Raw genomic sequence first — 24,789 nt, forward strand, 5'->3', positions numbered from 1 at the left:
AGAATAACGTGCGCCCTATCCTATTAAAAGTGAAAGGCCTGCACAGCTTTCGCGAAGAACAGGAAGTAGACTTTGAAAATCTTTGCGGGGGCGGCGTGTTCGGTATTTTTGGACCGACAGGAAGCGGTAAATCATCGCTGCTTGATGCTATGACGCTGGCACTCTATGGTAAGGTCGAACGCGCCAGCAACAACACACAGGGGATTATGAACCATGCGGAGGACCAGCTGTCCGTGTCCTTTACATTTGAGCTTGGGAATGCGGCTGGAACGAAGCGGTACCGCGTGGAGCGGCGCTATAAGCGTACCGATGAAATAAAGCTAAAAATTGCCACCTGCCGCTTCGTTGAGATAGATGGGGAGGAAAAGGTTTTAGCTGATAAGGATCGCGATGTAACCCAGCATGTGCAGGATATACTGGGGCTTACCGTAGACGATTTCACCCGCGCAGTCGTGCTGCCGCAGGGGAAGTTTGCAGAATTTCTTTCCTTGAAAGGCAGCGAAAGGCGCCAGATGCTGCAGCGCCTTTTTCACCTAGAAAAATATGGCGATATATTAAACACAAGGCTGCGCAAGCGAACCGACACTGCAAAGTCAAGAGTTAATGAATTGACAGCTGAACAGCAGGGGTTAGGTGAAGCCTCGGTTGAAACCATAGCGCAAGCTAAGGAACGTGTGGTTCTGGCGCAGCAGAGCCATCAAGTGCAGCAGGCGCGAACAGCAGAAGCGGAGAAGCTGTTGGAAGCAAAGAAACGACTATGGGAATTGCAGGCCGAATCAGTAAAAACAGCGAAACAGCTCGCAGAACACCGGCAGCTTGAACATGAAATAATTGAATTGGAAAAACAGCTTTCGCTGGCAAGGCAGGCAGAGATTCTTCGGCCCTATACAGATGAACTCACCAAGGGCCGCGAGGAATTTTTTCGCTGGCAGGCGAGAGCAGACGAGGCCGCGCAACAGCTTGCCGCCAGCCGTACGGCTTATGGGGCTGCGCAGGAAGAATTGCGGTTGATACGCCAGAAGCTGGCTGAAGAAGAGCCTAGGCTTACGGTGCGTTTGGAAAGGTTAAAACAGGCGCAGGAGCTCGAAGATGAACTGCATGTCCTGCAAGCTTCGATTGCAGCTCAAGAAAAGCAGTACAGCGTGTATGCCGAACAGCTGGCAGATGCGCAAAAAGCGCACGAATGGTCGGCGAAAATGCGGGAACAAGCGATACAGCGGCAGGCTTTTTTACAGGAAGAACTCCTGAAGAAATCGGTGGCGCCAGCTGAGCGGCAGAAGGTTAACCAGGCTGTTCAAGAAAAACAGGCGATAAAAGCCGAGCAAAAAAGGTTTGCGGATCTGCAGCAAGAAATCCAAGAGTACCAGAAGCGCTGCCTGAAGACGGAACAGGATGCTGCACTTGCCCGGGATGCAGGTTCACAATACCAGAGGCATCTTCAGGAACTGCTTGAGGATACGCAACGGCAGTATATGAAGGTACGGGACGGGATTGACAGGGTAAATGGTGTCCGGTCAGCAGCCGAGCAATTGCTTGCAACTGAGAGAGGTGCGCTCGCAGAATGGATAGACCGCAACCTGGCAGTACAGCTTGTAGCAAGTCTGCAGAATGGAAAGCCATGCCCGGTATGTGGTTCATCTGAGCATCCGTCACCGGCGATACCGGCGGAAAACGATTTGGGGCGCAGCCAGATTGAAGAGCGAATTGGAAAATTAGAAGAGGAGGAGCGCGCGTTAACCGCCGCCGGGCACGAATATGACAGACTCAGTTCCAGGCTTCAACAGGTTTCCTCTTCGCTCTATGATCGGCTTATGCATGAAAACTCAGGTGCTGACGGAGCTGCAGCTTCACTTGATTCGCATCTGCTTCAAGAACAGGCAAGCGATGAGGCTGACCTTTTATTAACGATCGAGCAGATTAAGCAGGGCTGCCGCCAGATAAGGGAACAGCTAACTTCATATGAGAATGATCTGCAGAGACTGGAAGAATCAATGCGTTCTGCTCTCAAGAAGGGTTCTCTGATTGAACAGCAGCAAGCTGCAGCGGCCGCCCGGATGGATAACGAACGCAAGGCGGTGGAGGAGCGCAGCCAGAAAGCGGCTCAGGAAGAGTCCCGCATTACTGCCCGCCTGCAGCAATGGAACGAAGCATTTGCCCCTCTCGTATACGAAAATGCCGAAGGAGAAGCAGCCAGGATACAGGCACTGGATGTGGAGGCAGAGGAACTGCAGCAGAAGCTTGAGAAAAGCTACCCCTATATAGCCGAAAGGGAAGCAGAATTGGACAGGCTGCAGAACCAGCTGACAAAAACTGAACATGAACGCATTCGCCTAGAAGCAGAACTCACAGCTAACCGTAAAAATCTGACTGAGAAGATGTTACGGCTTAAGCAGATCGTGCCAGAAGGAGAGGCAGCTGTTCTATACAAGGAAACGGAGAACCTGCTTAAGAATCTGCGGCAGCAGGCAGCGGCCATCACTGAAAAAGAAGAAAAAGCACGGACGCAGCTGCAGGCCAATGAAAAAGACGAAAGTGCAGCGCGGCAATCGCTTAGGCTGGCCAGTACAAGAAAAACAGAAGCCGAAGCTGCGTGGATTAAAGCCGTTGCTGCCGCCCCTTTTCAGACACAGGAAGAAGTTCAGCAGGCGATGGCTGGATTGGAATCGCAAAAAAGTTGGCAGGAGCGGATCGAACGATATCGCGATAAAGAGAAAAAGCTTGAGAACGAGCTGCAGCGAATTCATTCCCTCCTTAGCGGAGAGACCGTATCCGATGAAGAATGGGAAGAAGCCAATGCTGCCTGTACACGGGCAAGAGAAGCGCTGGATCTAGCGGCAAAGGAAAAAATCCGCTCGGAACGCGACCTGGAAGATTTGGAGTTGCGCCACGCGCGCTGGGCTCAATTAGAAGAACTGCGTGTACAGCAGCAGCAAACAATTGACAGGCTTGTCAAACTTCAGAACGTTTTTAAAGGCAACTCGTTTGTCGAATATATCGCAGAAGAGCAGCTCATGCAGGTCAGCTACGAGGCCTCTATGCGTCTCGCAAGCCTAACGAGGCAGCGTTACGCCATTGAAGTAGATTCAACGGGTGGATTTATTATCCGGGATGATGCGAACGGCGGGATCAGGCGCCCGGTCACCACACTTTCCGGCGGAGAAACATTCCTCACTTCGCTGTCGCTGGCGCTTGCCCTCTCCGGCCAGATACAGTTGCGCGGTGAATACCCGCTTGAATTCTTTTTCCTGGATGAAGGATTTGGCACACTGGATCAGGAACTGCTCGACACGGTTATTACCGCGCTTGAAAAACTGCAGAGCAGCCGGCTGTCAGTAGGCATTATCAGCCACGTTCCGGAACTGCAGGCGCGCCTGCCGCGGAAACTCATCGTGGAACCTGCTGAGCCTTCTGGCAGGGGCAGCCGTATCCGCCATGAAGTATTGTAAGGTAAGAGTATGAGTAAGGGAATAGAGAAATGAGGGTGCTAAAATGAGTAAAAAGGGGAAAATTGCAATTGATATGGATGAAGTTATTGCGATGCCTTTTCTATGTGTATTGCGGTGACAAAAGTATAATCAATGCAGATTACCTCATTGATGACAACGTAAAGAATTTCAAGGGTTTTTGTGGTCAGGGAATTCTGTTTACTGCACCGCACAACATTCATGAAACCGGCTATGTTAGAGTGAACAGCTGGAAAGAGGTTAGGAACTACTTTTTTAAATAATTAATGGTGTTAGGGCAATGGGTCGATAACTTCTTAATAACACGATTATCGACCCTTATTTTTTAATAATACCCCAATTTGTTCTACAGACAATCTGCTCGGATTTTCGTGCTTAACGAAAATAGTAAATAACCGTATAGACAGGCATAACTACCATGACTAGCAGGGATATGGAGCTGAGGATGATTCCGGCTGAAGCAAGCTTTGCTCCCTTCGTCGACCTCCTGGCAAGCAAACCGAGCATAAATCCAAACAAGGACAGTGTAATCGCCAGCATTAACCATAAAATTGTCAGTTCTGCTTTAATAAGAAACGTAGATGCGAATAACGCCAGGCAGACAACGGCACATATTCCCGCAATTAACGAAATAGCAGCCAGTATAAGCTGATTTTTCGGTGCATCTTCTGTAGTATCACTTTGTGGTGATTGAAATTCAGCCAATCAAAACATTCCCTTCCTGTCTTACTTTTCTCTGCTGCGCCGTTTTGCTAATTGCGCGTACCGCGTCTTTATGACGCCGCTGCGGTCACGCAGTGTATGTTTATTCATTAGGTACTCATTAGCCAGATTGCTGGGGGAAAGCCAGGTAACTTTTCGCTCCGCCGCCCGCATCAGGCAGGCGTCAAGTAGTTCTGGCGATTTAATGGGAAGATTAAAGTCCACATACAGCTCAGTGCTACCCCCATTAAGATCCATCAGCCTCATTTCCAGCTGTGCCAGAAGCTCGGCTTTATCCAAACCTAAAGCCTCTACATCCTCTGACCTTAGCTTGGACAAGGCGCTGTTTAGCATTTTGTGTGCACCCGGCCCGTTTCCGCGCCTTTGATGATACAGGCCAACCGCTATTTGGATGAGGGCAACCCATATATCGCTATTTTCTTTTTCACTGAGTTGCTTCCAATATTCTTCGAGAACCTCGTGGCATTCAAACAGATCGCGATCCGCATGAAAATACACAAGGTAATCAATGTAGGCGTCCGGATACAACGCAGTCACCCCGCTTGGCAAAAAATCTTTATGGATCCCTATTAGTATCGCTGTTTTTGCTCCGCGTGTAAAGCGCTCCTGTTATAATCCTCCTGAACAGGGTATAAAGTAAGTGGCGTTATCAACAGTTAAAATGCGAAAAAAAAGTTATGAAACGGAGGAAATCAGGATGGCCGAAAAAACCGCCAGATACTGTTAGCCGGGAGAGCAAAAGGTATGCCGGTTGAACGAAATTTTAAATTAGTCGAAGGCCCTGTTCCCGAACCATCTGAGGGTGAAGTGTTAGTGCGGACGTTGTTTCTGTCTGTTGATCCTTACATGAGGGGCAGAATGAGCGATGCAAAATCGTACGTGGCTCCTTTCCGGTTAAACGATGTCCTCACCGGAGGGGTTGTGGGGCAGGTCGTAGTACGTTAATGAAAGGTTTTATTGTTTCTGACTACTCGGAGCGCTTTCCTGAGGGCATTAAGCAACTTGCAGCCTGGCTGAATGAAGGAAAACTCAAATGCGAAGAAAATATAATTGAAGGATTACAAAATGCACCCGATGCCTTTATAGGCTTGTTTAGAGGTGAGAACCTTGGAAAGCAGCTTGTGAAAGTTGCTGAGCCCTTTCTGTAACATATATGCTAAAATCTCGGGTGAAAAAGGCAGCGGCTTCGCGCAGAAGCTGGCTGTCTTTTTTCGCTCCGAAAAGGGAAATAGGATGGCCGCCCACTTCCTGCAAATTTTCAGGTTGACTTAGAGTTAACTCTAACGAGTATGCTTAGTTCATCCGATTATGAAAGGAAGGATGAACGTGAACGTTAATAAGAAGATAATAGCCACAGCGTATGGAGACCCGGACGTTTTAAAGATAGTTCAAGAACCTATACCACAACCAGGGCAGGGAGAGTTGCTAATCCGGGTAGAAGCCGCCGGTGTCGCGCTCGGCGATGTTTTACGCAGAAGAGGAGTGTTTGTGGGCGGACCACGGCCGCCTTTTACGCCGGGCTATGACGTCGTGGGACGGGTTGAAAAAGCTGGAGATAGCATCACCTGTTATCGAGAAGGAGATAGAGTGGCTGTCTGCCTGGACGGCGTCGGCGGCTATTCACATTATGTGTGTGTTCCGGTAGAGGAAGTTGTGTTAGTTCCAAAATCGCTTGATTCCCATGAGGCAGTATCCCTGGTATTAAACTATGTTACGGCCTACCAGCTCCTCCATCGAGCTGTTGCACTTGGTACGCACAGCCGCATCCTCATACAAGGTGCGGCGGGAGGAGTTGGAACAGCAATGCTTCAAGTCGGTCAGCTGCTTGGTCTTACCATGATCGGAACGGCTTCGCAAGCTAAGTTGGCGGCCGTATCTGCCTATGGTGCCACGGCCATTGATTATCGGGCAGAGGATTTTGTCGCAGCTGTTCGGCATCGTTTTCCAGAAGGAATCGATGCCGTATTTGACCCAATTGGAGGAGACAATTGGTATCGCTCTGCTCAGACGTTAAAGCCCGGAGGAACCTTAATAGGATTCGGTTTTACATCTGCACTCACGCACGAACCGGAGTCAGAAAGCATAGCCCGCATCGAGGAAGATTGGCGCTTGCTTTCCCGGGGACAATCCGCTATGCAATCCGTACATGCCTGCACCTACAGTGTTACGCAGTGGAAAAAAGAACACCCCAACTGGTTCAAGGAGGATTTGCATACATTGTTTGACATGCTGCTGAACAAACAAATTAAACCGATTCTGCATTCGACGTTTCCGCTGCAAGAAGCGGCAGAGGCTCACCGCCTCATTGAACATTCGAAGGTGGTAGGGAAAATAACGTTAGACTGTTCTGATTAATGTATGCCGAATGAGGAGGAATGGGCATGTTCACGATAGGGGAAGCGGCCAAGCGTCTTGGGCTAACCACCCACACGCTGCGCTATTATGAAAAAATCAATCTGCTTCCAGAAGTGGGCCGGCGCGGAACCAACAGTGCCCGGCTTTATACGGAAGAGGATTTGCAGTTTATTCAGTTTCTTATAAGCTTAAAAGAAACCGGCATGCCGCTCACCCACATTGCGCACTTTGTACAGGATGGTTGCTTGTTGCATAGGGTTGGAAATGAAGGTGCAGAGCTTAAGGAATCCGTGCAAACCCGGCTTGATCTATTACAGCAGCATTTGCAGCAATTGGAAGAACAAAAAGCAAGGTTAAATGAAACGATAGCGTTGACCAAACAAAAAATGAACTTTTATAAAAAGGTAACGATGATGTATGATTAGCATGAAGGAGTGATTATATATTGTTGGTTAAAATGAAGTGGGATGCATTCAACACCTTGCAGGATGAAGCACTCGGATTGGCGTGTTTCGAGCCAATCAACCAAGCTTATAAGGAGATTCAGACTCGAGGAGACGATTTCAGTACAGGGCTCTACCAGCGACTATCTGACGGACAAAAAGCATTATTTATATTTCGGGCCTATTACACCCACGTAAGGAAATCTGCTGCTGATTTATACTGGTGGAGTGCCTATTTTATGGCACAACCCGGGAGATGGCCAGCATTAAAAAACGGGCTTCGTTTGTTCGGGGATCGCGCCACAAGGTATCTACTTGAGGATCTCGAAGCAAGTCTCAGAGAAAGAAATCACCCAAGGAATTTAGAAAATTTCGATGTTTCGACTCAGGATCTAAGGTATGACCCTGAATTGTGCTCTTCTGTAAGCTCTCTGTACGCCCAACTTCACGAAGCCGCACCGATAACAATAAAAATAATCGCAGATTATATTCGTAATCACCCGGGAGATTTTGTTCAAATTCAAAGGAATTAGGTGTAATGACAGCCTTTATTCAGCTCTCATGCAACATTCGTAATATCACATGACCGCCTAATACCTCATGGCGGTCTTCATTTTGTATAAGAATCAATATGGTACGACAACAGAGCTATCAATTTATTGATAAGGAAGGTAAGCCTCATGCAACATAAGCTGTATTATCAGGACCCCTACATAACCGAATTTACTGCATCTTTAATCGGCCAGGGCATCGATGACAATGGCAGACCGTATGTGATTCTCAACCAGACCGCTTTTTATCCGACTGGCGGTGGACAACCGTATGATACGGGGGAGCTTAATGGCACAGCTGTAATTGATGTCGAAGAGGTCGGCGGCCAAATCCGCCATATACTTGAGCATCCGCTTGAACATACACAAACGGTAAGCGGTCGTATTAACTGGAAACGCCGCTTGGATCACATGCAGCAGCACACCGGCCAGCATATTTTATCCGCATCCTTTGAACAGCTTTTTTGTGCCGCAACCGTTGGCTTTCATATGGGCAGTGAAATTGTCACGATTGATCTGGCCATTTCGGATTTATCGTGGGATTTGGCAGGGCAGGCAGAAGAACTGGCCAACCGGATTGTTTTTGAGAATCGAATCATTACCCCGCGTTTTGTAGAATCAGAGGAATTAAAAGAGCTGCCGCTTCGAAAGGCACCTACCGTAACAGAGAATATCCGGATCGTCACAATCGAAGGATTTGATCATAACCCCTGCGGCGGCACCCACCCTGCCAGAACCGGCGACGTGGGGCCGATTAAAGTCCTTGGCTGGGAAAAGAACAAAGGGAATATCCGTGTCGAATTTGTTTGCGGAGCTAGGACCTTACAAGTGTTGGATAAGAAGCAGCGGATTCTGCGTGATGCCACACGCCTGCTCATAAGCAGCGAGACAGAGCTTGCAGCCAACATTGAAAGAGTGCTAGCCGAACGTAAAAATCTTGAAAAACAGCTGGGTGAAGCAAACGATAAACTGCTTGCTTATGAAGCCGATGCGTGTATCGCCGCAGCCGTCGCATTGGGAGGTGCTGCTTGGATTCAACGGATCTACTCGAATCGCCCGCTGCCTGAACTTCAGAAGCTTGCCAAAATGATTGCCGATAAGGAAGCATCCGCTGTTGTCCTATTGTTTTCAACAGGAAATCGTACACAGGTAGTAGCTGCAAGAGGAACGGAAGTTGTGTTGTCTGCAGGGGACTGGATTAAAGAAATTATGCCTTTTATAGGCGGTAAAGGTGGGGGCAGTGCCGCGATCGCACAGGGGGGAGCGGTTACCGAGATTCCGGCTGAAGAAATTGTCCAGTACGCTCTTGATAAGCTAAAAGCAAAACTGGCAACTTAGTGGCGTGTGTTAACCTCAAGAAATTGAGTGTGGATCAGCAGGAAATGGAAAAAGGGTGTAGAAAGCTTATTTGCAACAATAAAATTGCGAAATGGGGGCTATGTGGCATGAGCAAAAAAATTCTCATCATTACAGGAGACGCAGTAGAAGCACTTGAGGTTTTCTATCCGTATTACCGCTGCCTTGAAGAAGGATTTGATGTCACCATCGCATCGCCATCAGTGAAAAAACTGTACACCGTGTGCCATGACTTTGTTGAAGGGACCGAGACATACATTGAAAAGCCGGCTTACGGACTGGATTCGCAGCTTGCTTTTGCTGATGTCAATCCGGAAGAATATGATGGACTCATCATTCCAGGTGGCCGTGCACCCGAGTATATTCGACTTGATGAGAATGTTCCCCACATTCTCCGGCACTTCTTTGAAAATAATAAGCCGGTTGGCGCGATCTGCCACGCAGCTCAGGTTCTCTCCGTTGTTCCTGAACTGATGAAAGGCCGAGAGTATACTGCCTACATCGCCTGTAGCCCTGATGTAACCGCGTGTGGTGCGACTTATATTAAAGAAACATTGCACACGCATGGAAATCTCGTGTCCGGCCACGCCTGGCCAGATCTGCCAGGTTTCATGAATCGTTTTATGAGCCTGCTCAAATAAAAGGCTCAGTATTTGCCTTGGATGTTTTTATTTTCACTTCCCAATGGGTAATAACAACTTGAATCTTCTTTATTTCGGGAAGAGCTGCAGGTTGCTTTCTATTAAGTTGGAACCCAATTGAGAAAGGTGGAAACAGCATGAATGACGACGTTTTTATAAAGGAATACATGAACCTGGCCGCACTTCATGAAGACATCGAGAACTTTAAGGATAAGCAATTCACAGAAGGTAACATGTACATCTTTGCGAAGGACACGAATACCCCAAGAAACTTGAACGATATTAATGGCGTGGATAAATATATACAGGAAGAGGGAGATCAACCTCAGAACGCCTTACAGAATCTCGGGTTTAGTTCTGATGAAGCGGATTATTATTCATCCAAACTCGATGATGGAAAAGCCTTGTTGGTGATAAAACATTATAAACAAGGCGCGAATCCTCCTTTTATTTAAAAAGCTTTACGTAACGCCTCGTTGGAGAGCAATCCTGCGAGGCTTATTTTTTTGCTTACAAATTAATTTTTCAACACCATGCCATCCATTTATCTACGCCTCAAAAAAGTTTGAAGCAGCTGACGGCGATGTTTTTATAGGATTTTCATGGCATTCACTGTAAAATAAAACAATGAGAAGCATAATGCAGATGAATGAGGTGAACCTATTTGAGCGGCATCGTTGGCTACATAGGAAAAAGAAAGGCGAAGCCCATCCTGCTTGACTGCCTGGAACGGTTAGATTACCGAGGGTATGATTCGGCAGGGCTTGCCATATCAGACCTTAAACAGATAGAAATTAGAAAAACAGAAGGACGGATAAAGGATTTGCGTGACCTACTTCTAGTTGAACCGATGGAATCGGGAGTCCTTGGAATCGGGCATACCCGGTGGGCAACACACGGAAATCCTTCTTCCGTCAACGCGCATCCGCTGGGCGGCTGCACCAACCAGTTCGTCGTCGCCCATAATGGGATTATTGAGAATTACCCGCGCCTTAAACAAGAGCTCGTGAAGAAAGGCCATACATTTACGACAGACACAGATACAGAGGTGATTCCCCATCTCCTGGAGGAAAATGATACGGGGGATTTTGAGGAAACCGTCTGCAAAGTACTGCCTTTGCTTAAAGGCTCCTACGCACTTGCGATCATGTCGGCTTCCCATCCTAACCAAATCATTGCGGTTTCTCAGGATAACCCGTTTGTTATCGGATTTGGAAAGGAGGAGACTTTTCTAACATCAGATATTCCGGCCCTTCTTTCTTATACCCGCGAGTTCTATCCGATCAAAAACGGAGAAATCGCGCTGCTCACACCGGATAAAGTCACCATAAAAACGTGTTGTGGCGAAATCCTGTCTCCGAACCATATTACGGCTGCATACAACCCGCAGGATATGATGCTGCAGGACTACGACCATTTCATGCTGAAGGAAATCTTTGAGCAGCCTAAAGCAGTAGAAGAAACGCTCAAAGATAGGCTGGACGCGGATGGCGTACGTCTCCCTGAGCTGGAAGATGTCTTAACGGATGAACGCTTGCAAAATGTTCGCAAAATCCATATCGTCGCCAGCGGCACCTCCTACCATTCAGGAATGATAGGAAAAAAAGTGATGGATCACCTGCTGGAGATACCGGTTTCTGTGTCCTACTCGTCAGACTTTCACGACGAGCATCCAACTCTCTCAGAAAGCAATCTGGTCATCTTTCTAAGCCAGTCGGGGGAAACAGCTGATACGCTATCAGCCTTGCGCGAAGCGAAACGGCATGGCTGTACCGTTATTGCGGTAACAAACACAGCAGGAAGTACGATCACCCGCAAGGCTGATTGCACAATTCTAACCAAAGCAGGACCCGAGATGGCGGTCGCCTCTACAAAATCGTACACGGCCCAAATAACGCTGCTTATGGTGCTTACGATCTGGCTTGCAGATAAAACCGGGGGTGCCGGGGAGAAGGACGTTTCGGACCTCCTGCGATCACTCGCCCGCTTAAAACAGGATGTTGAATCGACTCTAATCATGACCAAGGATGCGATTGACCAGTTCGCACAGGTAACTTATGACCAGGACCATCTCTTTCTCATTGGGCGCGGCTTTGACCACGTGCTTGCCCTGGAAGGCGCGCTTAAGTTGCAGGAAGTTGCCTATATCCACGCCGACGCCTACGCGGCCGGCGAAATGAAGCACGGCACCATGGCGCTCATCACGCCGGGTGTACCCGTTATCGCTCTAGCAACCCAGCCGCATGTCCTGGATAAAACCATAAGCAACATCAAAGAAGTAAAAGCAAGGGAAGCCTTTGTGGTTGGCATAACAACGGTCGACGACGAACTCGTCGAAAGCGTTGTGGATGAAGTGATGTATATACCATCGACGCATCCATTTCTCATGCCGATCTTAGCCGCTATCCCGCTGCAGCTGCTTGCTTACTATTCTGGCACTGTACGGGGCCACGACGTTGATAGGCCCCGGAACCTTGCTAAGTCGCTGACAGTTGAGTAGGAATTGCACAATGCTAATGATATTGTTGTCGTTATACAAAAAAGTTGTATCCTGAACAAAAATGTCGTATCTTAAACAAAAAAGTTGTATCGTAGACAAAAAAGTTGTATCATAACCACTTTTTCTGGGTAATACTAAATTATTCAGAAAGGTGGTATTTTTTTGCCTAAGCGAGGGACGGTGTGGACGGAAGATAAAATAAACCGATACCTGAAGGAAGGAAGGGGCCAAGGGGAAGGCAGTAAATATGCCCCTTGGCTCACCATACGGGACTTTCCTTCCTCAGGCAGAGTATCCAGAGTACATGGGTGGACGACGAATCGAATTCACCATTTCATGTCGGATTTGGAGACAAATTATTTTTATTTATTGGACTGGTCAGATTATATAACAGATATTCGAGAGCAGTTTCCCTTGGATCGTGAAATAACACTACGGATTGCTGAAACAAAAGGTATTAAACATCCGATTGATACCAAAAGTCAGACACCCGTAGTAATGACTAGTGATTTTTTATTAAGCGGATACAGGAACGGCAAGGAATTTGTGGTGGTAAGGACGATAAAGCCCTCCGACAAACTGGATAACCCAAGAACAATAGCAAAGTTTGAAATCGAGCGCGCTTATTGGGAAGAAAAGGGAATAAATTGGGGAATTGTTACGGAAAAAGAAATTCCCAAAACTTTTGTCAATAATGTTAAATGGGTTCATCAAGCCCTTAGATTGGACGGCTCCCATGGAGTGGACTCTGGGAATATAACCATCTATTCCGATCGTTTAAAAAGGCATTTGTTGAATGACAAATGCTCAATGCGGACAATTCTTAACAGATTAGATGAGGAGACAAATGCACCGGCAGGAACATTCCTTTTCGTATTGAAACACCTGATAGCCACCAAGGAGGTAGCAATCAAAATGAATGACAAGTTTGTGATAAAAAATAGGCCACAAGATATGATTGAAAATATAAAGTTTGCCGTGGAGGAGGAAAAAACAATTATATGAGTATTCTTGTAAATGACATCATTGTTTTTTCTTCTTTGGATAAAGATGAAAAAACCTTTGAAAGAGTGCTCTGGATGGATGAATGGGTAACCTTCACCATCGATATTTTTGCAGAGAAGCCTGTACCAGTAATGAGGAGGCTAAAAGACATCGAGGAGGATTTAGAAAATAAGGTCGCCTTCAAGTGTGTTGATGATCCCTATATGAAGTTTTTAAATGACAGCGAGATAAAGGGAAAAGACATAAAAATAAGGGATCAACGCTGGGAGATTGTTAAATCTATAGCAATTGCTGAAAATGAACCAGCTATTTACCACGATCATATTAGGAAGGACCTTATAAAGAATGCGATGGAACAACATCATGTAACGAATAAGAGCGTATGGAAGTTCCTTAGACAATACTAGCAAAGAGGGAAGACCATAAACACATTATTGCCTGATTTCGGAAAATGTGGAGGTGACGGTAAAGAAAAGGTTGCAGGGGAAAAAAACGTGGCAGACCACCGAAATTTCCGCATATCAGGGGAGAAGGAATTAATGTCGATGAGGCAACGAAAAAAATTTTCTGGATAATTCGATCTAGACATTACCTTACAGAAAAGGAGATTGATTATACAGTTGCCTACGAATTAATGCTTAAGGAGTTCTATGTTGAAAGTTATTCCATTGTAAATGGTATTCGAAAGCCTATTTTGGCACCTCCCGGAGAAATACCGACCTACAGGCAATTTCACTATTGGATGACAAAGAATGAAAACATCGAAGAAAAGCTGAAAAAACGAAAGGGGGCGAAGAAATTCGACCTGGAGTATCGACCTGTTCTTGGAACATCCACCAGGGAAGCCATGGGTCCAGGATCCAAATTTCAAATCGATGCAACTGTAGCTGATGTTTACCTACTGTCCGAATATAAAAAAAATTGGATTATAGGTAGGCCGGTAATTTATGTTGTGATCGATGTATTTAGTCGAATGATTGTTGGTCTATATGTAGGACTTGAAGGTCCAAGTTGGATAGGTGCAATGATGGCTTTAGCGAACACAGCCTCGGATAAAGTTAAATTCTGCAAGGAATATGATGTTGAGATATCAGAAGATGAGTGGCCATGTCGTAATATGCCAGAAGCGATCTTATTAGGGTTTAATCCAAAGAGTGGAGGTATCGGCTTCAAGTGGTCTTTTTCGTCGGAGAAGACTTGAGCTGGTACCTTTTCTGTTGTACCATGCACGCTACTGTTGGCTGTGCGTTCTAACCAATCTCTGCATTCTTGATTAAAGCTTGCTAAATCCCTGTATGTACGATGATGGGCGAAATGATTCTTCGCATATTTGATGACAGCCTCAATTCGACCTTTACTTTCCGGATCATACGCACGACAGAGACGGATTTGGAATCCCATGGCTTGCCGATATTTTTCAAACTCTGCTGTGTATAAAATATCCCCTGCATTTTCGCTTACCACCAACACTCGATCTTGGTCGTAGACCAACTCCGTTGGTATCCCACCTAAATATTCGAAAGCATGATTGTGCATTTCAATGGCTTTGGCTGTAGTAATGGGTTGATTAGTCCATTCTACATATTTGTACCGGGAGTGGGAAAGGACTAAACCAAATCCATAAAGTTTAGTAATTTCACCCTGTTCATTCCTAACTTTCTTTTCTCCAAAATCTACTTGAGCTTGCCCTCCCATAGGAGGATCTTCTACCGCTTGGTATTGCCTTGGAATTGTGGTCTTGGCAATACTGTATTTCCTTCGTAATTGCTGAACCCAATTCCTAATGGATCTTGGTTTCCCGTTATAACTTGTATATCTTTCCCTTAACCAATCATGCACTTGGGAACTAGACAAATCAGGATACTTTTGCAGCCACTCTAGCATGATTCCTTCATACTCTGAATACTTACTAACCCTCTTTTGGTATTTCATTTCTACCACTTCTTCTGGTTTAAGTACCCAATATTTCCGTACTGTTTTAATGTTAATTCCTAGCCTTCTAGCTATTTGTGACTTATTAAAGCCCAGCTCTTTGTATTGCTGTATCTTGTTGTACATAGACCACCCCAACATACTTTTTATTCTCCCCCCTGTTGATAGAATGACTACGTCATTGTACCAACAGAGGGAGAAGGATACTATCCCTTTTTATTTGCCATCTACTGTCCCTTTTACTTTACCATTCACAATACTGCTGTATTTCTTGTACAATGTGGAATTGGACTCGCATAATATATCATATGGGGTGGGTAAGTTAGCGCCACCTCCTTACTCAAGCTAACTTACCCTGATTGTAACTCGCATCTATGTGCGAGTTTTTCTTTTGTACAAACGTATAAGCATAATATGTACATAAGACAGGTCAAGTGCTAGGCTATTTTCCTTGTCAGCGAATGACGCCCTTTGAATTTAATTCGAGAATGGGAGCGTCCGCTAATCGCGCTTATGTAAAAATCCGATCTAAGAGTACTGAGATCGGATTTTATTAGATTATGAACTGCTACTATCACCTTTACCCTTTAGTGCATGCGGCGGAGCAAACGCTGGGGATACAGCTGTTGGCGCATAATACCAGCATCTTTCCATGTGATACACGTATTTCTCATAGTGATATTTAGATTTTGCTATATGATGCATATATCTTTCGTCCATGTTCATCCTCCTATTTATCTAACGATTTAGTACAGTCTACATTATGGGAATTAGCTTAGATAAGTCTTAGGTATTAACCTAATTTGCAAAGTAAAGCTAACCTGAAAAATAAATCATGTACATTCGATTATGCAAGTGCCTATTACGTTCAGTAACCTCAGTATGCTTTTTAAAAAATTACTTATGGCGAGCATAAAATAAACAGTTTTAAGCATCTTAGCAATGCGGGTAGGTACGGAATTTCATAGCAAATAGCAAAAAGGCTTCAACTCTCCCGAAACCTTTTTTTCTACTCATTAAAATCGCCTCCCTTAAATCAAATCAGTAACGCAACGTAATAACAAAGTTATGTAGACATGTGTTATGGACATTTGCCTATTATCCGAGACGTCCAATAATAACAAAAACTAAAGCAGCTCACCTGAACATTAGATGGGTTGCTTTGCTGTGTCTGATACTCTTTTTCCTGTCTTTTTTGTTGTCGTTAGATTGGTAATTTGAATCAGTAACAATAGTCCATTAGCGTTCATATTTTGTCGAGGAGAGTATTCAAATTATTTGGTGGATACATCCGTTACGCAGTTGTTTTTCTGATTCTCTTCGTTCTGTCCGTTTTACCGTTTTGTGGTTATACTGCCGGCACAACTTATTAATTTAATAAACGGAGGTTGTAAAAATGGATGATTTCAAAAAAGAACTCCAAGGGTTAAATGTTGCCGGGTTCCAGGCGGGCGATATGATTCCTGTCAGCACTCAAGGCCAGTACTATGATGCGGCTCGACAATGTGGTCATTGTTTTCACCGTTGTTTTAATTGCTTCCATTGTCATCATTGTTTCCGTTGTTTTCACCATTGTTTTCATCATTGCGGTCATTGTGCCCGTTGTTTCTAGTTTTCTAGGGTGAAGAGCCCCTACGCCGATAATCGTCAACTGTAAACAAGGCAGTTCTCAAATCGTTAGAGAACTGCCTTACTTTTGAATCCCGAAAACTTGGTCTCTATTTAATTTAGATTTCAAGTCTGAATTATAGCTAGTCATTCAGTTTAAATTAAAGATTCATCACCACTTTTTGTGGAGAGTTAAAGGAAACATGAAAACACCCGCGAGTTCCTGGCAAGAATGTTAGTGCTACCAAAACATTCCAAGGAGGAATCGCGGGTGTCTCAAATGCTTTCCATACCCTTAGAATTGCCAGAATTTCAGATTGTTAATCAGTGGTCAGAAAAGGAAGCACATTTTGCTTTGGTCAGAAAACAATGTGGCATCGAAAGATGCCCAGCTTGTGGTTTTTGTTCTTTGGGAATCCACGATCGCCGAACAAGAAAGGTAAGAGACCTTGCGGTCCTAAAGAAGCCTTTATTTTTACTGGTTGAAATCGTGCGTTTTCGCTGTCAAAACTGTGAAGAGGTATTTTCTCAATCCTTTGATTCCATAAAAGCTAACCAACATTTTACGAAACGTTATCAGGAATACCTTTTTGAACAGTGCCAAGGAACAACGATACAAAAAGTATGCAAACAACAGAAAGTCCCTTACTCTACGCTTGAACGAATTTATTACGCAATAGCTAAAGAAAAGATGGCCAAACAACGAAAAGAGTTACAAATCCAGGCTGCATTAAAGGAAGAGGTTACCGTTATAGGTATTGATGAAATTGCTGTCCGTAAAGGACATGTGTATGAAACAGTTTTAGTTCACCTTGTTCACGGTGGTGTCATTGGAATGAACCGCGATCGTTCCTTCGATTCTGTAACTCAGCTCCTTTGCCATCATGCTATTTTATCAAAGGCTAGCATTCAGACAATCGTTGTTGATATGTGGGAGCCGTTCCATAAAGCATTACGCATGATATTTCCAGCGGCTACTATCGTTATCGATAAATATCATGTTGTACAGAAGGTAACACAAGCACTTGATCAAGTCCGTAAGGAACTTCAAAGCAGCACCAAAAAAGCAAAGAATCCGCTAAAGAGTCATCGATTTCTCCTTTTAAGAAGCTGGGAGAAGTTAAAAGAGACATCATCACAAACTTGATAATATGCTAGATGCTTCCCCACTGCTAGCTCAAGCCTATTTCTTAAAGGAATCATTTCGTAATATCTATAAAGCTTCTTCCTATGAAGAAGCAAGCAAACTGTTGTTAAGGTGGTTAACAGAGGCTGAAAATAGCGGTTTATCGTCTTTTAGAAAAGTCGCAAAGACAATTCGTCGTTGGCAAAATGAAATTCTAGGTTACTTTAATGTTTTCATCACGAATGCCCGCACTGAAGGCACAAATCATAAGATCAAAAACATTAAACGAAGGGCGTACGGATATCGAAACTTATCTCGTTTTCGTCTTCGTGTGATGTTAGAATGTACTGGATTAGAACGTGCAACACCACTCATAGAGTGGATCCATAAAATAAGCTAAAGACGGACAAGGGATGACCCTGATGTTCCTGAATAAGCCTCAAACCAACCTGGTATAGAAAACTTATCAGTTAGAGATACTTATTACTGGACAAGGGATGATCCTGGTGTGATAGAGTAACCTCTACCGATACTGGTGATCATCTTTTTTGATGCTAACATAGTTTACCGGTGCCTCGCGGCACCACAAAAAATGGTGAAGAGACAAATTAAAAAACGTAAAATTTAAACTGAATCATAAACTTCTGGGGAATATCATCATATTATACATTATTAAATCTGGTTACAAAGGGTGATGTCTATGTCTTCATTCATTGGAGGTATAAATATAGGAACGATGGATAACGGTTCATCAATTATTACGAAAAAATCTATTCTTGTTTCTCCCAAAGCCACTTCAACTTCTAATTCGGGTTCCGGTTTCGGTAATACGGCTAATTTTATGAGAAACTTTAATGCTGTTAGTTCAACAAATACTAAACGCCCCCATATTGCTGATCAAAATATTGCAGAGGTAGTGTAATAAAATTTAAGAAGTAAGATAACGCAATAACGTTATTAGGGGTGATGTCTATGTCTTTATTCGTTGGATTTCTAAATATATTAACCATGGACCACGGTTCATTCATAATATTGGAAGAATCCTTTATTATTTCTCCCAAAAGTAGTTCAAGAACAAATTCGGGTTCAGGTTCCGGTAATACGGCTAATTTTATGGAAAACTTTAATGCTGTTAGTTCAACAAATACTGTCGAGCCCCATACTGCAGATCAAAATATTGCAAGCATAGTGTAACAAAATTAAGAAGTGGAAGATAACGTCCGATAACATTCAGAATGTAAAGTAAAGAAAGCCCACCGGAAGGTGGGCTTTCTTTATCTCCTAGTTATCGCAATTAATTTTCACATGCACAGGCAATAATAACTAAGAGGATAAACAGAACCAGAATGAACGCAATCCCACTTTCTTCACAACCAAAGAATCCCATAATATTACCTCCTCCAAAGAGATGTAATTTATCCTATGTAGACAAAACGGGACGAGATTGGACGAATACTTGTACTTTGTAAAATTGGTGAGAAACCTACAAATGGACCGTACCAATAAAACAAAAAAACCTCTAAAAAGAGGTTTTGGGTGGGAGGTGAGTTTTTTTTGGGGAGATTCTGGTTCTCTTTATCCTGCTTGTAGGATAATAACAAGCTATGTAGAAGGTGTAAACGAGTGTTAAGGCACTCCCCCATTTTTACAGTAATGTGAACTAAAGCAAGCCCACCAATGAGGCAGGCTTTTGCATGGCATTACTTGCATGGTTCCTTGAACGTCCTACGTATGAGAGTGCAACGGCGGACACCTCGTCGAATCAGTTTTCTAGCCCGTTGTACGGTAATAGGTACTAATACTGCATCGTCCCTAGCACAGCTTTCAACCTCAAATATAGAGAATGCTTTGTCGCCATCGATAAAGATACATTTAAATTCAACTTTTGTACATGGCGTGGCAGTAGGTTTCGTACTACTAATTTGGCACCACTTCATGCCACCAGCAAGAAGTCGAGCAGCTTGGGCATTTGTGAGTCGAATGATAACGTCCTGGTCAATTTCAATGCCTGTGGTTTTTGCCTCGATCTCGGCTAGAAGAAAAAATATCCATTTACTCTGAAGATACATCTGGAACCAATTTCCATTGTACTTGGTGAAGCCATTTTCATCACCTCCTGCTAGTCTATGAGGACGGGCTCGAAAGTGGCATAGATACATGTTTGGTTTTCATTGCAATTTTTGTCTTATAAAGTCCATAAAAAAGAAATATATGGGCTATCAATTTGCATCATGCTGAATACTTTGAAAGTACCGGTTCATCTGTCAGATTCGTTTGGTGAGCAAAAGGTTAGCTAAGAGAATGACCTTTCCTGTAGGAGGGAGCTTTTCGGAGATAGCATCTGTCAGATTTACTTGGTAAGTAAAAGGCCGCTCAAGCTGAGCGACCTTTTCTTTAGGAGGGAGAGGGAGTAACTAAGGTTTTTAGAGACAGCATCTGTGAGATTTACACATTGTCAGTGATACATATTAGTTTTCGCAACCTTCAGTAATAATCACGAGCAGAACGAAAATAACAAGAACGAAGCGAATGCTTGTAAAGAACATACTATCACCTCCCATGAACAATGGAGTGAACTACACTTCAGCGATGAGAGAAAAATAGAAAGTATTGGATTTCGAAAAATGGAGCGAATGGTTTCTGCTATTCAAAATGTAGTTTCCATATATACTATGAATGCCTTTTATGTTTGTTGTGGACGAGTGCTCAGCAGATTCATTTTTGGATTTATATCCGATAACATAGTTAAAGCACGATAGCGAGTAAGGTGAAGAGCACGAGGATAATAAATTCGCTATTTTTAATACCGGAAGTCATGAAATTGTCCTCTCTTTTACTCAGTAATTAAACGGTGTACTGTGTTGTTCGAAAATTATTTATTTCCCATTTTCTTCTTAATCTGATCCACTGGTCCATCGTAATGCCACTTTGTAAAAGTTTAGATATCAACGAAAGCGATCCGCCATTAGAAAAACCTTTAAATTGCTGAACGTATTTGTTAAGTTCAGCATCAGAAAAAGTTATTCCATTCACTTTTCCGGCAGCTTTTATTGCCTTCTTTATTGCTTTTTCGTCGTTCAATTTGTCGAGTGGAATCTCCTTAACAATTTTAATAATTGTATTTATATCCATTTGTCGAATATCTCCTTTTGTGTAAGATACTGCATTTTATTGTTAATTATTTTGTTATGAAACGAGTTTATTGCGTATATTCTGTATAAAAGTTAAACACAGTAGGTCATTTAGTAAAGCAAATGACCGTTCACACGATAAAACTAATTTTTTTATTATTCAATCCAGGAAATGATTGACATGCAATAACGATAGGTGTAAATTACACATATGGATTATTATTCCGCCTATTTTTATTCGTTAAATTAACAAATAATTGAATAACGAAGTCTATCATGGCATTGGGATTTTTATTTACTTTAAGGAGGAATTTACAAATGACGACAAACAAAGAAATAATTACAGAGACAAAAGTGGTGCAAATACAGACGCAAAACGCAGGTAATATTGTGGATTTCATGTGGGATAGCTGGTTAAATGGGATAAATACGGTATATGCATACCAACAAGAAATCGAAAAAGTTGTACTGTTAACGGCGGAACGTCAAAAGGAACTTTGGAATGTTGCGATTGAAAAATCTAATAAGTTGCAACAAGAAGTAAAAGGATTCCTTGAAGATGCAAGACGGGACTACCAGAATCATTTAAAAACTGTAGGCGGGGAACAATTTAGCAACCTATTTGATGAATGGAATAAACGTCTTAATGAGATTTCAGACCGTATTAATCAAATTTCAGAAACTCCCGAGAAAGCCGGGTTTTCTGCCGTAAACAACTCACAGCAGCAGATGGAGGATTCCTTCAAGAGGCTGATTGAACAACAACAAAAAACGCGGGATCAAATTAAATCTCTCATTAGTAACTTTGTTAACGATGTAAAAACAACACAAAAAGGAATGTTAACATTGTTCGATGATAATAAAGACAGAATTATGAGTGTAGCAAAGTAAAAATAAAAACACCTCTCTGTTTGCTAAGCAGATGGGTGCTTCGTATCGATATGTTTGAGAGGAAAAGTCCAAAAGAAATTTAACACTTTTGGACTTTAGATGCGAATTATTCACTACCATTTATTTCCCTATTGAATCGTTCTATCGTTTCTTGAACATTTATTGTACCAAGATTGCCGCCTTTACGCTTTCTTATAGCCAAGGATCGGTTCTCTACCTCTTTATCACCGATTACAAGCATATAAGGAATCTTTTGTTTCTCAGCTTCTCTAATCATTATTAAGCAATTGACAGTTTTGCGAAGTTAGATATTGTCATAATCAAGCGAAAAACGGTTGTCTTAAAACAGACGACCGTTTTTCATTTTTATTTATTTGCTCCGCTTAAGATACTTAGCGAATTGTTAAGTGCAGATTTGCAATGGCTGGCATCAGGGTTTCCTGAACGAACTGCTGCTAATACAACGTCAATCGTTCCATCAATTTTAGTCCATGTTGTGCCATCTATTTTTCTAAGCTTAGGCTCCGATGTGTCCCATTGATGTTCCAAATCGTCAGCCCCATTATGCGCTGAAGCAAAGTCCTTTGAGTTTACATGGTTTAGCATATCATGTTCAATTTTAACAAAATCTGATAATTGTCCAGCTAATGTAGCTTGTGCAGAAGCTGATGTAGCTTGTATTCTCCCCTTTCTTGTAAGAGGCTACATTTTATTGTTAATTATTTTGATAGGAAACGAGGTTATCGCATATATTCCGAAAGTCGCTGCCTAATAACCAGTTAAACACAATAGGTTTTGGTAAAGCAAAAGGCCGCTCAAATAGAACGGCCTTTTCTTTAGGAGGGAGGTCTATGGGTTTTCAGAGATAGCATCTGTGATATTGCCAAAGTAGCACAGAGTCGCTACACAAAACAGAATCCTCTCGTGAGAGTGAAAAAATTAATAGTTCACAAAGAAAATCCGACAAATGCACCTGGACAGTAAGGAACGGTATGGTGCTCAAGCAAAATTGACTTTTTCGACTAAACCAATAAAGGTATTTGAAAAAACTAAAGGAAGCATAAATTTGCCAACACGGCAATTTATGCTTCCTTTCACATCCGGGTTTTTCGGTTGTTCCGGATTTGCCAATTTTACTGGTACGGGATTGCTAATTTGCCTTCCTATCGACATAGTGTTTCCGTAATAAATATAAGCATAAGGAAATGTCTGAACATCCAGCAGAACCGTCCCCCTGTATCCGATACATCATGATCGTGACAAATTAGGTCCGTCTCTATGCGTATGCGTACTGTTTTTTACCCGCTAAGCCAAGCGTCCGCGCTGTTGAAGTATGAATTTCATGGATAAGTTCTGGGTTTTTCAATAGTGACACTCCATAAGAAGGAATCATTTCTTTTATTTTCGGTTCCCACGTTTTTATATGTTGCGGGAAGCATTTTTTTATTAACTCAAGCATGACGAAAACGGCGGTAGAAGCACCCGGAGAAGCGCCGAGCAATGCAGCTATCGAGCCATCAGCGGCACTAATAACTTCCGTACCAAATTGAAGCGTTCCTTTGCCAGCAGCAGTATCTTTGATAACTTGCACGCGTTGGCCCGCTACCACTACATCCCAATCCTCGCTTTTGGCGCTCGGGATAAATTCGCGTAACTCTTCCATGCGTTGTTCTTTCGATAACATAACTTGCTGGATCAGGTATTTTGTCAACGGAACGTTTTTTGCGCCTGCTGCCAACATAGTTAAGACATTATCCGGTTGTACGGAACCTAACAAATCAAACATTGAACCGGTTTTTAAAAACTTTGGTGAGAAGCCGGCAAACGGTCCAAAGAGCAACGATTTTTTATTGTCGATAAATCTTGTGTCAAGATGCGGAACAGACATTGGAGGAGCCCCAACCTTCGCTTTACCATATACTTTTGCATGATGCTGCGCTACAACATCCGGATTATTACACACCAGAAATAGTCCGCTTACCGGGAATCCACCAATATGTTTTCCTTCAGGAATACCGGATTTTTGCAGTAACGGCAGGCTTCCTCCACCGCCGCCGATAAAGACGAATTTTGCAGTATGGCGTTCAACGGTACCGCTATCAACATTGCGCACTTTCAATTCCCACGAGCCATCGCTAGTATGTTTAATATCATCAACATTATGGTTGAATTTTATATCGACGTTTTTATTCTTTAAGTGGGTAAACAACATGCGTGTTAAAGCGCCAAAGTTGACATCAGTTCCAGATTCGATTCTTGTTGCCGCTATAGGTTCATTCGATTCACGTTCTTTCATAATAAGCGGAATCCATTCCATCAGTTTTCGAGGGTCATCAGAAAATTCCATCCCTTCAAACAGAGGATTGTTTGACAGCGCTTCAAAACGTTTTTTTAAAAACGTTACATTTTTTTCCCCTTGTACTAAACTCAAATGAGGCAATGGCATGATAAAGTCCTGCGGATTACTTATCAGATTGCTGTTTACAAGATAAGACCAAAACTGTCTTGAAAGCTGAAACTGTTCATTAATTTTTATAGCTTTGCTGCTATCTATGGATCCGTCCGGTTTTTCGACGGTGTAGTTAAGCTCGCACAGTGCTGAATGCCCCGTTCCCGCATTATTCCATTCGTTAGAACTTTCCTCTCCTGCGCTTGGGAGCTTCTCAAACACTGTAATTTCCCAGTCCGGTACTAATTCTTTCAGCAGTGTTCCCAAAGTTGCACTCATGATTCCGGCACCAATTAAGATAACGTCTGTTCTAGTTTGTCTGTTACTCATTTTTACCGTCCTTCTCTACCCTAAGATTTGCAGAAAGGATGTAGGCGCTCCTGCTTAGGCGCTACAACAAGCCAGGCGAACCTTATCATACACCTTTTCTGGATCAATTTTTAACTCTATCATATTGTATCACTATTATTTATAGATTAAAAATATTTTTTACTACTATATAGTAGTTATAAGCTATTTAAAATCTGGTAAATTTCGGCGGTGACATACTGTTACAGTTAAGAATATTGTTGAAAAGCTTGAGACAAGAAGCTATAATATTTATTTTTAATTGA

At 43.2% G+C, this 24,789-nt stretch carries 24 protein-coding genes and 2 pseudogenes; 17 read left to right on the forward strand and 9 right to left on the reverse strand.

The window, feature by feature from the left end; all coding sequences use genetic code 11:
* Positions 1–8 precede the first annotated feature (8 nt).
* Both PP175_RS10035 and PP175_RS10040 read left to right on the forward strand, forming a co-directional pair.
* Positions 9–3,446, forward strand: coding sequence for an AAA family ATPase (locus PP175_RS10035; RefSeq protein ID WP_272442612.1), 3,438 nt, complete (start codon positions 9–11; stop codon positions 3,444–3,446).
* Between the two features lie 77 nt (positions 3,447–3,523).
* The gene (locus tag PP175_RS10040) at positions 3,524–3,727 is read left to right on the forward strand and encodes a 5' nucleotidase, NT5C type (protein ID WP_272443235.1); all 204 of its coding nucleotides are present in this window, start codon (positions 3,524–3,526) and stop codon (positions 3,725–3,727) included.
* 112 nt (positions 3,728–3,839) lie between these two features.
* Here PP175_RS10040 and PP175_RS10045 read toward each other — a convergent pair whose 3' ends face one another.
* Together PP175_RS10045 and PP175_RS10050 are read right to left on the reverse strand one after the other, a co-directional pair.
* Positions 3,840–4,169, reverse strand: coding sequence for a hypothetical protein (locus tag PP175_RS10045; RefSeq protein WP_272442613.1), 330 nt, complete (start codon positions 4,167–4,169; stop codon positions 3,840–3,842).
* Positions 4,170–4,190: 21 nt separating this feature from the next.
* Positions 4,191–4,715, reverse strand: a complete 525-nt coding sequence (locus tag PP175_RS10050) for a DUF309 domain-containing protein (protein WP_272442614.1) — start codon at positions 4,713–4,715, stop codon at positions 4,191–4,193.
* A 216-nt stretch (positions 4,716–4,931) separates the two neighbouring features.
* On the opposite strand from PP175_RS10050, the pseudogene PP175_RS10055 reads away from it, so the two are divergent.
* The 10 genes and pseudogenes from PP175_RS10055 (at position 4,932) to PP175_RS10100 (ending at position 13,445) form a co-directional block, all read left to right on the forward strand.
* Positions 4,932–5,335: pseudogene (locus PP175_RS10055) on the forward strand (hypothetical protein).
* A 178-nt stretch (positions 5,336–5,513) separates the two neighbouring features.
* Entirely contained in the window at positions 5,514–6,542 is a 1,029-nt protein-coding gene (locus PP175_RS10060) for a medium chain dehydrogenase/reductase family protein (protein ID WP_272442615.1), read from the forward strand.
* Positions 6,543–6,568: 26 nt separating this feature from the next.
* Positions 6,569–6,967, forward strand: a complete 399-nt coding sequence (locus PP175_RS10065) for a MerR family transcriptional regulator (RefSeq protein ID WP_272442616.1) — start codon at positions 6,569–6,571, stop codon at positions 6,965–6,967.
* A 20-nt stretch (positions 6,968–6,987) separates the two neighbouring features.
* Positions 6,988–7,518 (forward strand): hypothetical protein, encoded by a 531-nt coding sequence (locus PP175_RS10070; RefSeq protein WP_272442617.1) that lies wholly within the window; start codon positions 6,988–6,990, stop codon positions 7,516–7,518.
* A gap of 147 nt (positions 7,519–7,665) precedes the next feature.
* Positions 7,666–8,874, forward strand: a complete 1,209-nt coding sequence (locus PP175_RS10075) for an alanyl-tRNA editing protein (RefSeq protein WP_272442618.1) — start codon at positions 7,666–7,668, stop codon at positions 8,872–8,874.
* Between the two features lie 107 nt (positions 8,875–8,981).
* Positions 8,982–9,533, forward strand: coding sequence for a DJ-1/PfpI family protein (locus tag PP175_RS10080; RefSeq protein ID WP_272442619.1), 552 nt, complete (start codon positions 8,982–8,984; stop codon positions 9,531–9,533).
* Positions 9,534–9,670: 137 nt separating this feature from the next.
* A complete protein-coding gene (locus PP175_RS10085; RefSeq protein WP_272442620.1) occupies positions 9,671–9,988 on the forward strand; it encodes a general stress protein in 318 nt (105 codons plus the stop codon).
* Positions 9,989–10,197: 209 nt separating this feature from the next.
* Complete coding sequence (glmS, locus tag PP175_RS10090) at positions 10,198–12,033, forward strand: glutamine--fructose-6-phosphate transaminase (isomerizing) (protein WP_272442621.1); 1,836 nt, start codon at positions 10,198–10,200, stop codon at positions 12,031–12,033.
* Positions 12,034–12,369: 336 nt separating this feature from the next.
* Positions 12,370–13,038 (forward strand): TnsA endonuclease N-terminal domain-containing protein, encoded by a 669-nt coding sequence (locus PP175_RS10095; protein ID WP_272442622.1) that lies wholly within the window; start codon positions 12,370–12,372, stop codon positions 13,036–13,038.
* Positions 13,035–13,445 carry a hypothetical protein gene (locus PP175_RS10100; RefSeq protein WP_272442623.1) on the forward strand — a complete coding sequence of 137 codons (411 nt, stop codon included), beginning with the start codon at positions 13,035–13,037 and terminating at the stop codon, positions 13,443–13,445. Before PP175_RS10095 ends, PP175_RS10100 begins: the two co-directional genes overlap by 4 nt.
* A 538-nt stretch (positions 13,446–13,983) precedes the next feature.
* Here PP175_RS10100 and istA read toward each other — a convergent pair.
* A complete protein-coding gene (gene istA, locus PP175_RS10105; RefSeq protein WP_272442624.1) occupies positions 13,984–15,096 on the reverse strand; it encodes an IS21 family transposase in 1,113 nt (370 codons plus the stop codon).
* Positions 15,097–15,528: 432 nt separating this feature from the next.
* A complete protein-coding gene (locus PP175_RS10110; RefSeq protein ID WP_272442625.1) occupies positions 15,529–15,690 on the reverse strand; it encodes a hypothetical protein in 162 nt (53 codons plus the stop codon).
* Positions 15,691–16,426: 736 nt separating this feature from the next.
* On the opposite strand from PP175_RS10110, the gene PP175_RS10115 reads away from it, so the two are divergent.
* From PP175_RS10115 to PP175_RS10130, 4 genes and pseudogenes are all read left to right on the forward strand, one after another.
* The gene (locus PP175_RS10115; protein ID WP_442870459.1) at positions 16,427–16,582 is read left to right on the forward strand and encodes a hypothetical protein; all 156 of its coding nucleotides are present in this window, start codon (positions 16,427–16,429) and stop codon (positions 16,580–16,582) included.
* A 276-nt stretch (positions 16,583–16,858) separates the two neighbouring features.
* Positions 16,859–18,104 (forward strand): annotated as a pseudogene (locus PP175_RS10120) (ISL3 family transposase).
* Positions 18,105–18,404: 300 nt separating this feature from the next.
* Positions 18,405–18,626, forward strand: a complete 222-nt coding sequence (locus PP175_RS10125; RefSeq protein ID WP_272442627.1) for a spore germination protein — start codon at positions 18,405–18,407, stop codon at positions 18,624–18,626.
* Positions 18,627–18,676: 50 nt separating this feature from the next.
* Positions 18,677–18,898 carry a spore germination protein gene (locus tag PP175_RS10130; RefSeq protein ID WP_272442628.1) on the forward strand — a complete coding sequence of 74 codons (222 nt, stop codon included), beginning with the start codon at positions 18,677–18,679 and terminating at the stop codon, positions 18,896–18,898.
* Positions 18,899–18,998: 100 nt separating this feature from the next.
* Here the strand turns inward: PP175_RS10130 and PP175_RS10135 are convergent, their stop codons facing one another.
* A complete protein-coding gene (locus PP175_RS10135; RefSeq protein WP_272442629.1) occupies positions 18,999–19,091 on the reverse strand; it encodes a YjcZ family sporulation protein in 93 nt (30 codons plus the stop codon).
* A 1,457-nt stretch (positions 19,092–20,548) separates the two neighbouring features.
* Positions 20,549–20,836, reverse strand: a complete 288-nt coding sequence (locus PP175_RS10140) for a hypothetical protein (RefSeq protein ID WP_272442630.1) — start codon at positions 20,834–20,836, stop codon at positions 20,549–20,551.
* 317 nt (positions 20,837–21,153) lie between these two features.
* On the opposite strand from PP175_RS10140, the gene PP175_RS10145 reads away from it, so the two are divergent.
* Positions 21,154–21,726 carry a hypothetical protein gene (locus PP175_RS10145; RefSeq protein ID WP_272442631.1) on the forward strand — a complete coding sequence of 191 codons (573 nt, stop codon included), beginning with the start codon at positions 21,154–21,156 and terminating at the stop codon, positions 21,724–21,726.
* A 106-nt stretch (positions 21,727–21,832) separates the two neighbouring features.
* Here the strand turns inward: PP175_RS10145 and PP175_RS10150 are convergent, their stop codons facing one another.
* The 3 genes from PP175_RS10150 to PP175_RS10160 all read right to left on the reverse strand — a co-directional run bounded on the left by PP175_RS10150 (position 21,833) and on the right by PP175_RS10160 (position 24,505).
* Positions 21,833–22,003: a His/Gly/Thr/Pro-type tRNA ligase C-terminal domain-containing protein gene (locus tag PP175_RS10150; RefSeq protein WP_272442632.1), complete on the reverse strand. Its 171-nt coding sequence runs from the start codon at positions 22,001–22,003 to the stop codon at positions 21,833–21,835.
* Between the two features lie 89 nt (positions 22,004–22,092).
* On the reverse strand, positions 22,093–22,275 hold the full coding sequence (locus PP175_RS10155) for a hypothetical protein (protein WP_272442633.1): 183 nt from the start codon (positions 22,273–22,275) through the stop codon (positions 22,093–22,095).
* A 727-nt stretch (positions 22,276–23,002) separates the two neighbouring features.
* Positions 23,003–24,505 carry a malate:quinone oxidoreductase gene (locus PP175_RS10160; protein ID WP_272442634.1) on the reverse strand — a complete coding sequence of 501 codons (1,503 nt, stop codon included), beginning with the start codon at positions 24,503–24,505 and terminating at the stop codon, positions 23,003–23,005.
* Between the last annotated feature and the right edge of the window lie 284 nt (positions 24,506–24,789).

This window comes from Aneurinibacillus sp. Ricciae_BoGa-3 (assembly GCF_028421645.1).
GTDB lineage: Bacteria > Bacillota > Bacilli > Aneurinibacillales > Aneurinibacillaceae > Aneurinibacillus_B.

Excerpts from the sequence above, each read along its gene's own strand:
- PP175_RS10040 (WP_272443235.1), top strand. The coding sequence starts at position 3,524 with ATGAAGTTATTGCGATGCCTTTTCTATGTGTATTGCGGTGACAAAAGT.
- PP175_RS10065 (WP_272442616.1), top strand. The coding sequence starts at position 6,569 with ATGTTCACGATAGGGGAAGCGGCCAAGCGTCTTGGGCTAACCACCCAC.
- PP175_RS10075 (WP_272442618.1), top strand. The coding sequence starts at position 7,666 with ATGCAACATAAGCTGTATTATCAGGACCCCTACATAACCGAATTTACT.
- PP175_RS10080 (WP_272442619.1), top strand. The coding sequence starts at position 8,982 with ATGAGCAAAAAAATTCTCATCATTACAGGAGACGCAGTAGAAGCACTT.
- PP175_RS10085 (WP_272442620.1), top strand. The coding sequence starts at position 9,671 with ATGAATGACGACGTTTTTATAAAGGAATACATGAACCTGGCCGCACTT.
- PP175_RS10095 (WP_272442622.1), top strand. The coding sequence starts at position 12,370 with ATGTCGGATTTGGAGACAAATTATTTTTATTTATTGGACTGGTCAGAT.
- PP175_RS10100 (WP_272442623.1), top strand. The coding sequence starts at position 13,035 with ATGAGTATTCTTGTAAATGACATCATTGTTTTTTCTTCTTTGGATAAA.
- istA (WP_272442624.1), bottom strand. The coding sequence starts at position 15,096 with ATGTACAACAAGATACAGCAATACAAAGAGCTGGGCTTTAATAAGTCA.
- PP175_RS10110 (WP_272442625.1), bottom strand. The coding sequence starts at position 15,690 with ATGGACGAAAGATATATGCATCATATAGCAAAATCTAAATATCACTAT.
- PP175_RS10115 (WP_442870459.1), top strand. The coding sequence starts at position 16,427 with ATGATTCCTGTCAGCACTCAAGGCCAGTACTATGATGCGGCTCGACAA.
- PP175_RS10125 (WP_272442627.1), top strand. The coding sequence starts at position 18,405 with ATGTCTTCATTCATTGGAGGTATAAATATAGGAACGATGGATAACGGT.
- PP175_RS10130 (WP_272442628.1), top strand. The coding sequence starts at position 18,677 with ATGTCTTTATTCGTTGGATTTCTAAATATATTAACCATGGACCACGGT.
- PP175_RS10135 (WP_272442629.1), bottom strand. The coding sequence starts at position 19,091 with ATGGGATTCTTTGGTTGTGAAGAAAGTGGGATTGCGTTCATTCTGGTT.
- PP175_RS10140 (WP_272442630.1), bottom strand. The coding sequence starts at position 20,836 with ATGGATATAAATACAATTATTAAAATTGTTAAGGAGATTCCACTCGAC.
- PP175_RS10145 (WP_272442631.1), top strand. The coding sequence starts at position 21,154 with ATGACGACAAACAAAGAAATAATTACAGAGACAAAAGTGGTGCAAATA.
- PP175_RS10150 (WP_272442632.1), bottom strand. The coding sequence starts at position 22,003 with ATGATTAGAGAAGCTGAGAAACAAAAGATTCCTTATATGCTTGTAATC.
- PP175_RS10160 (WP_272442634.1), bottom strand. The coding sequence starts at position 24,505 with ATGAGTAACAGACAAACTAGAACAGACGTTATCTTAATTGGTGCCGGA.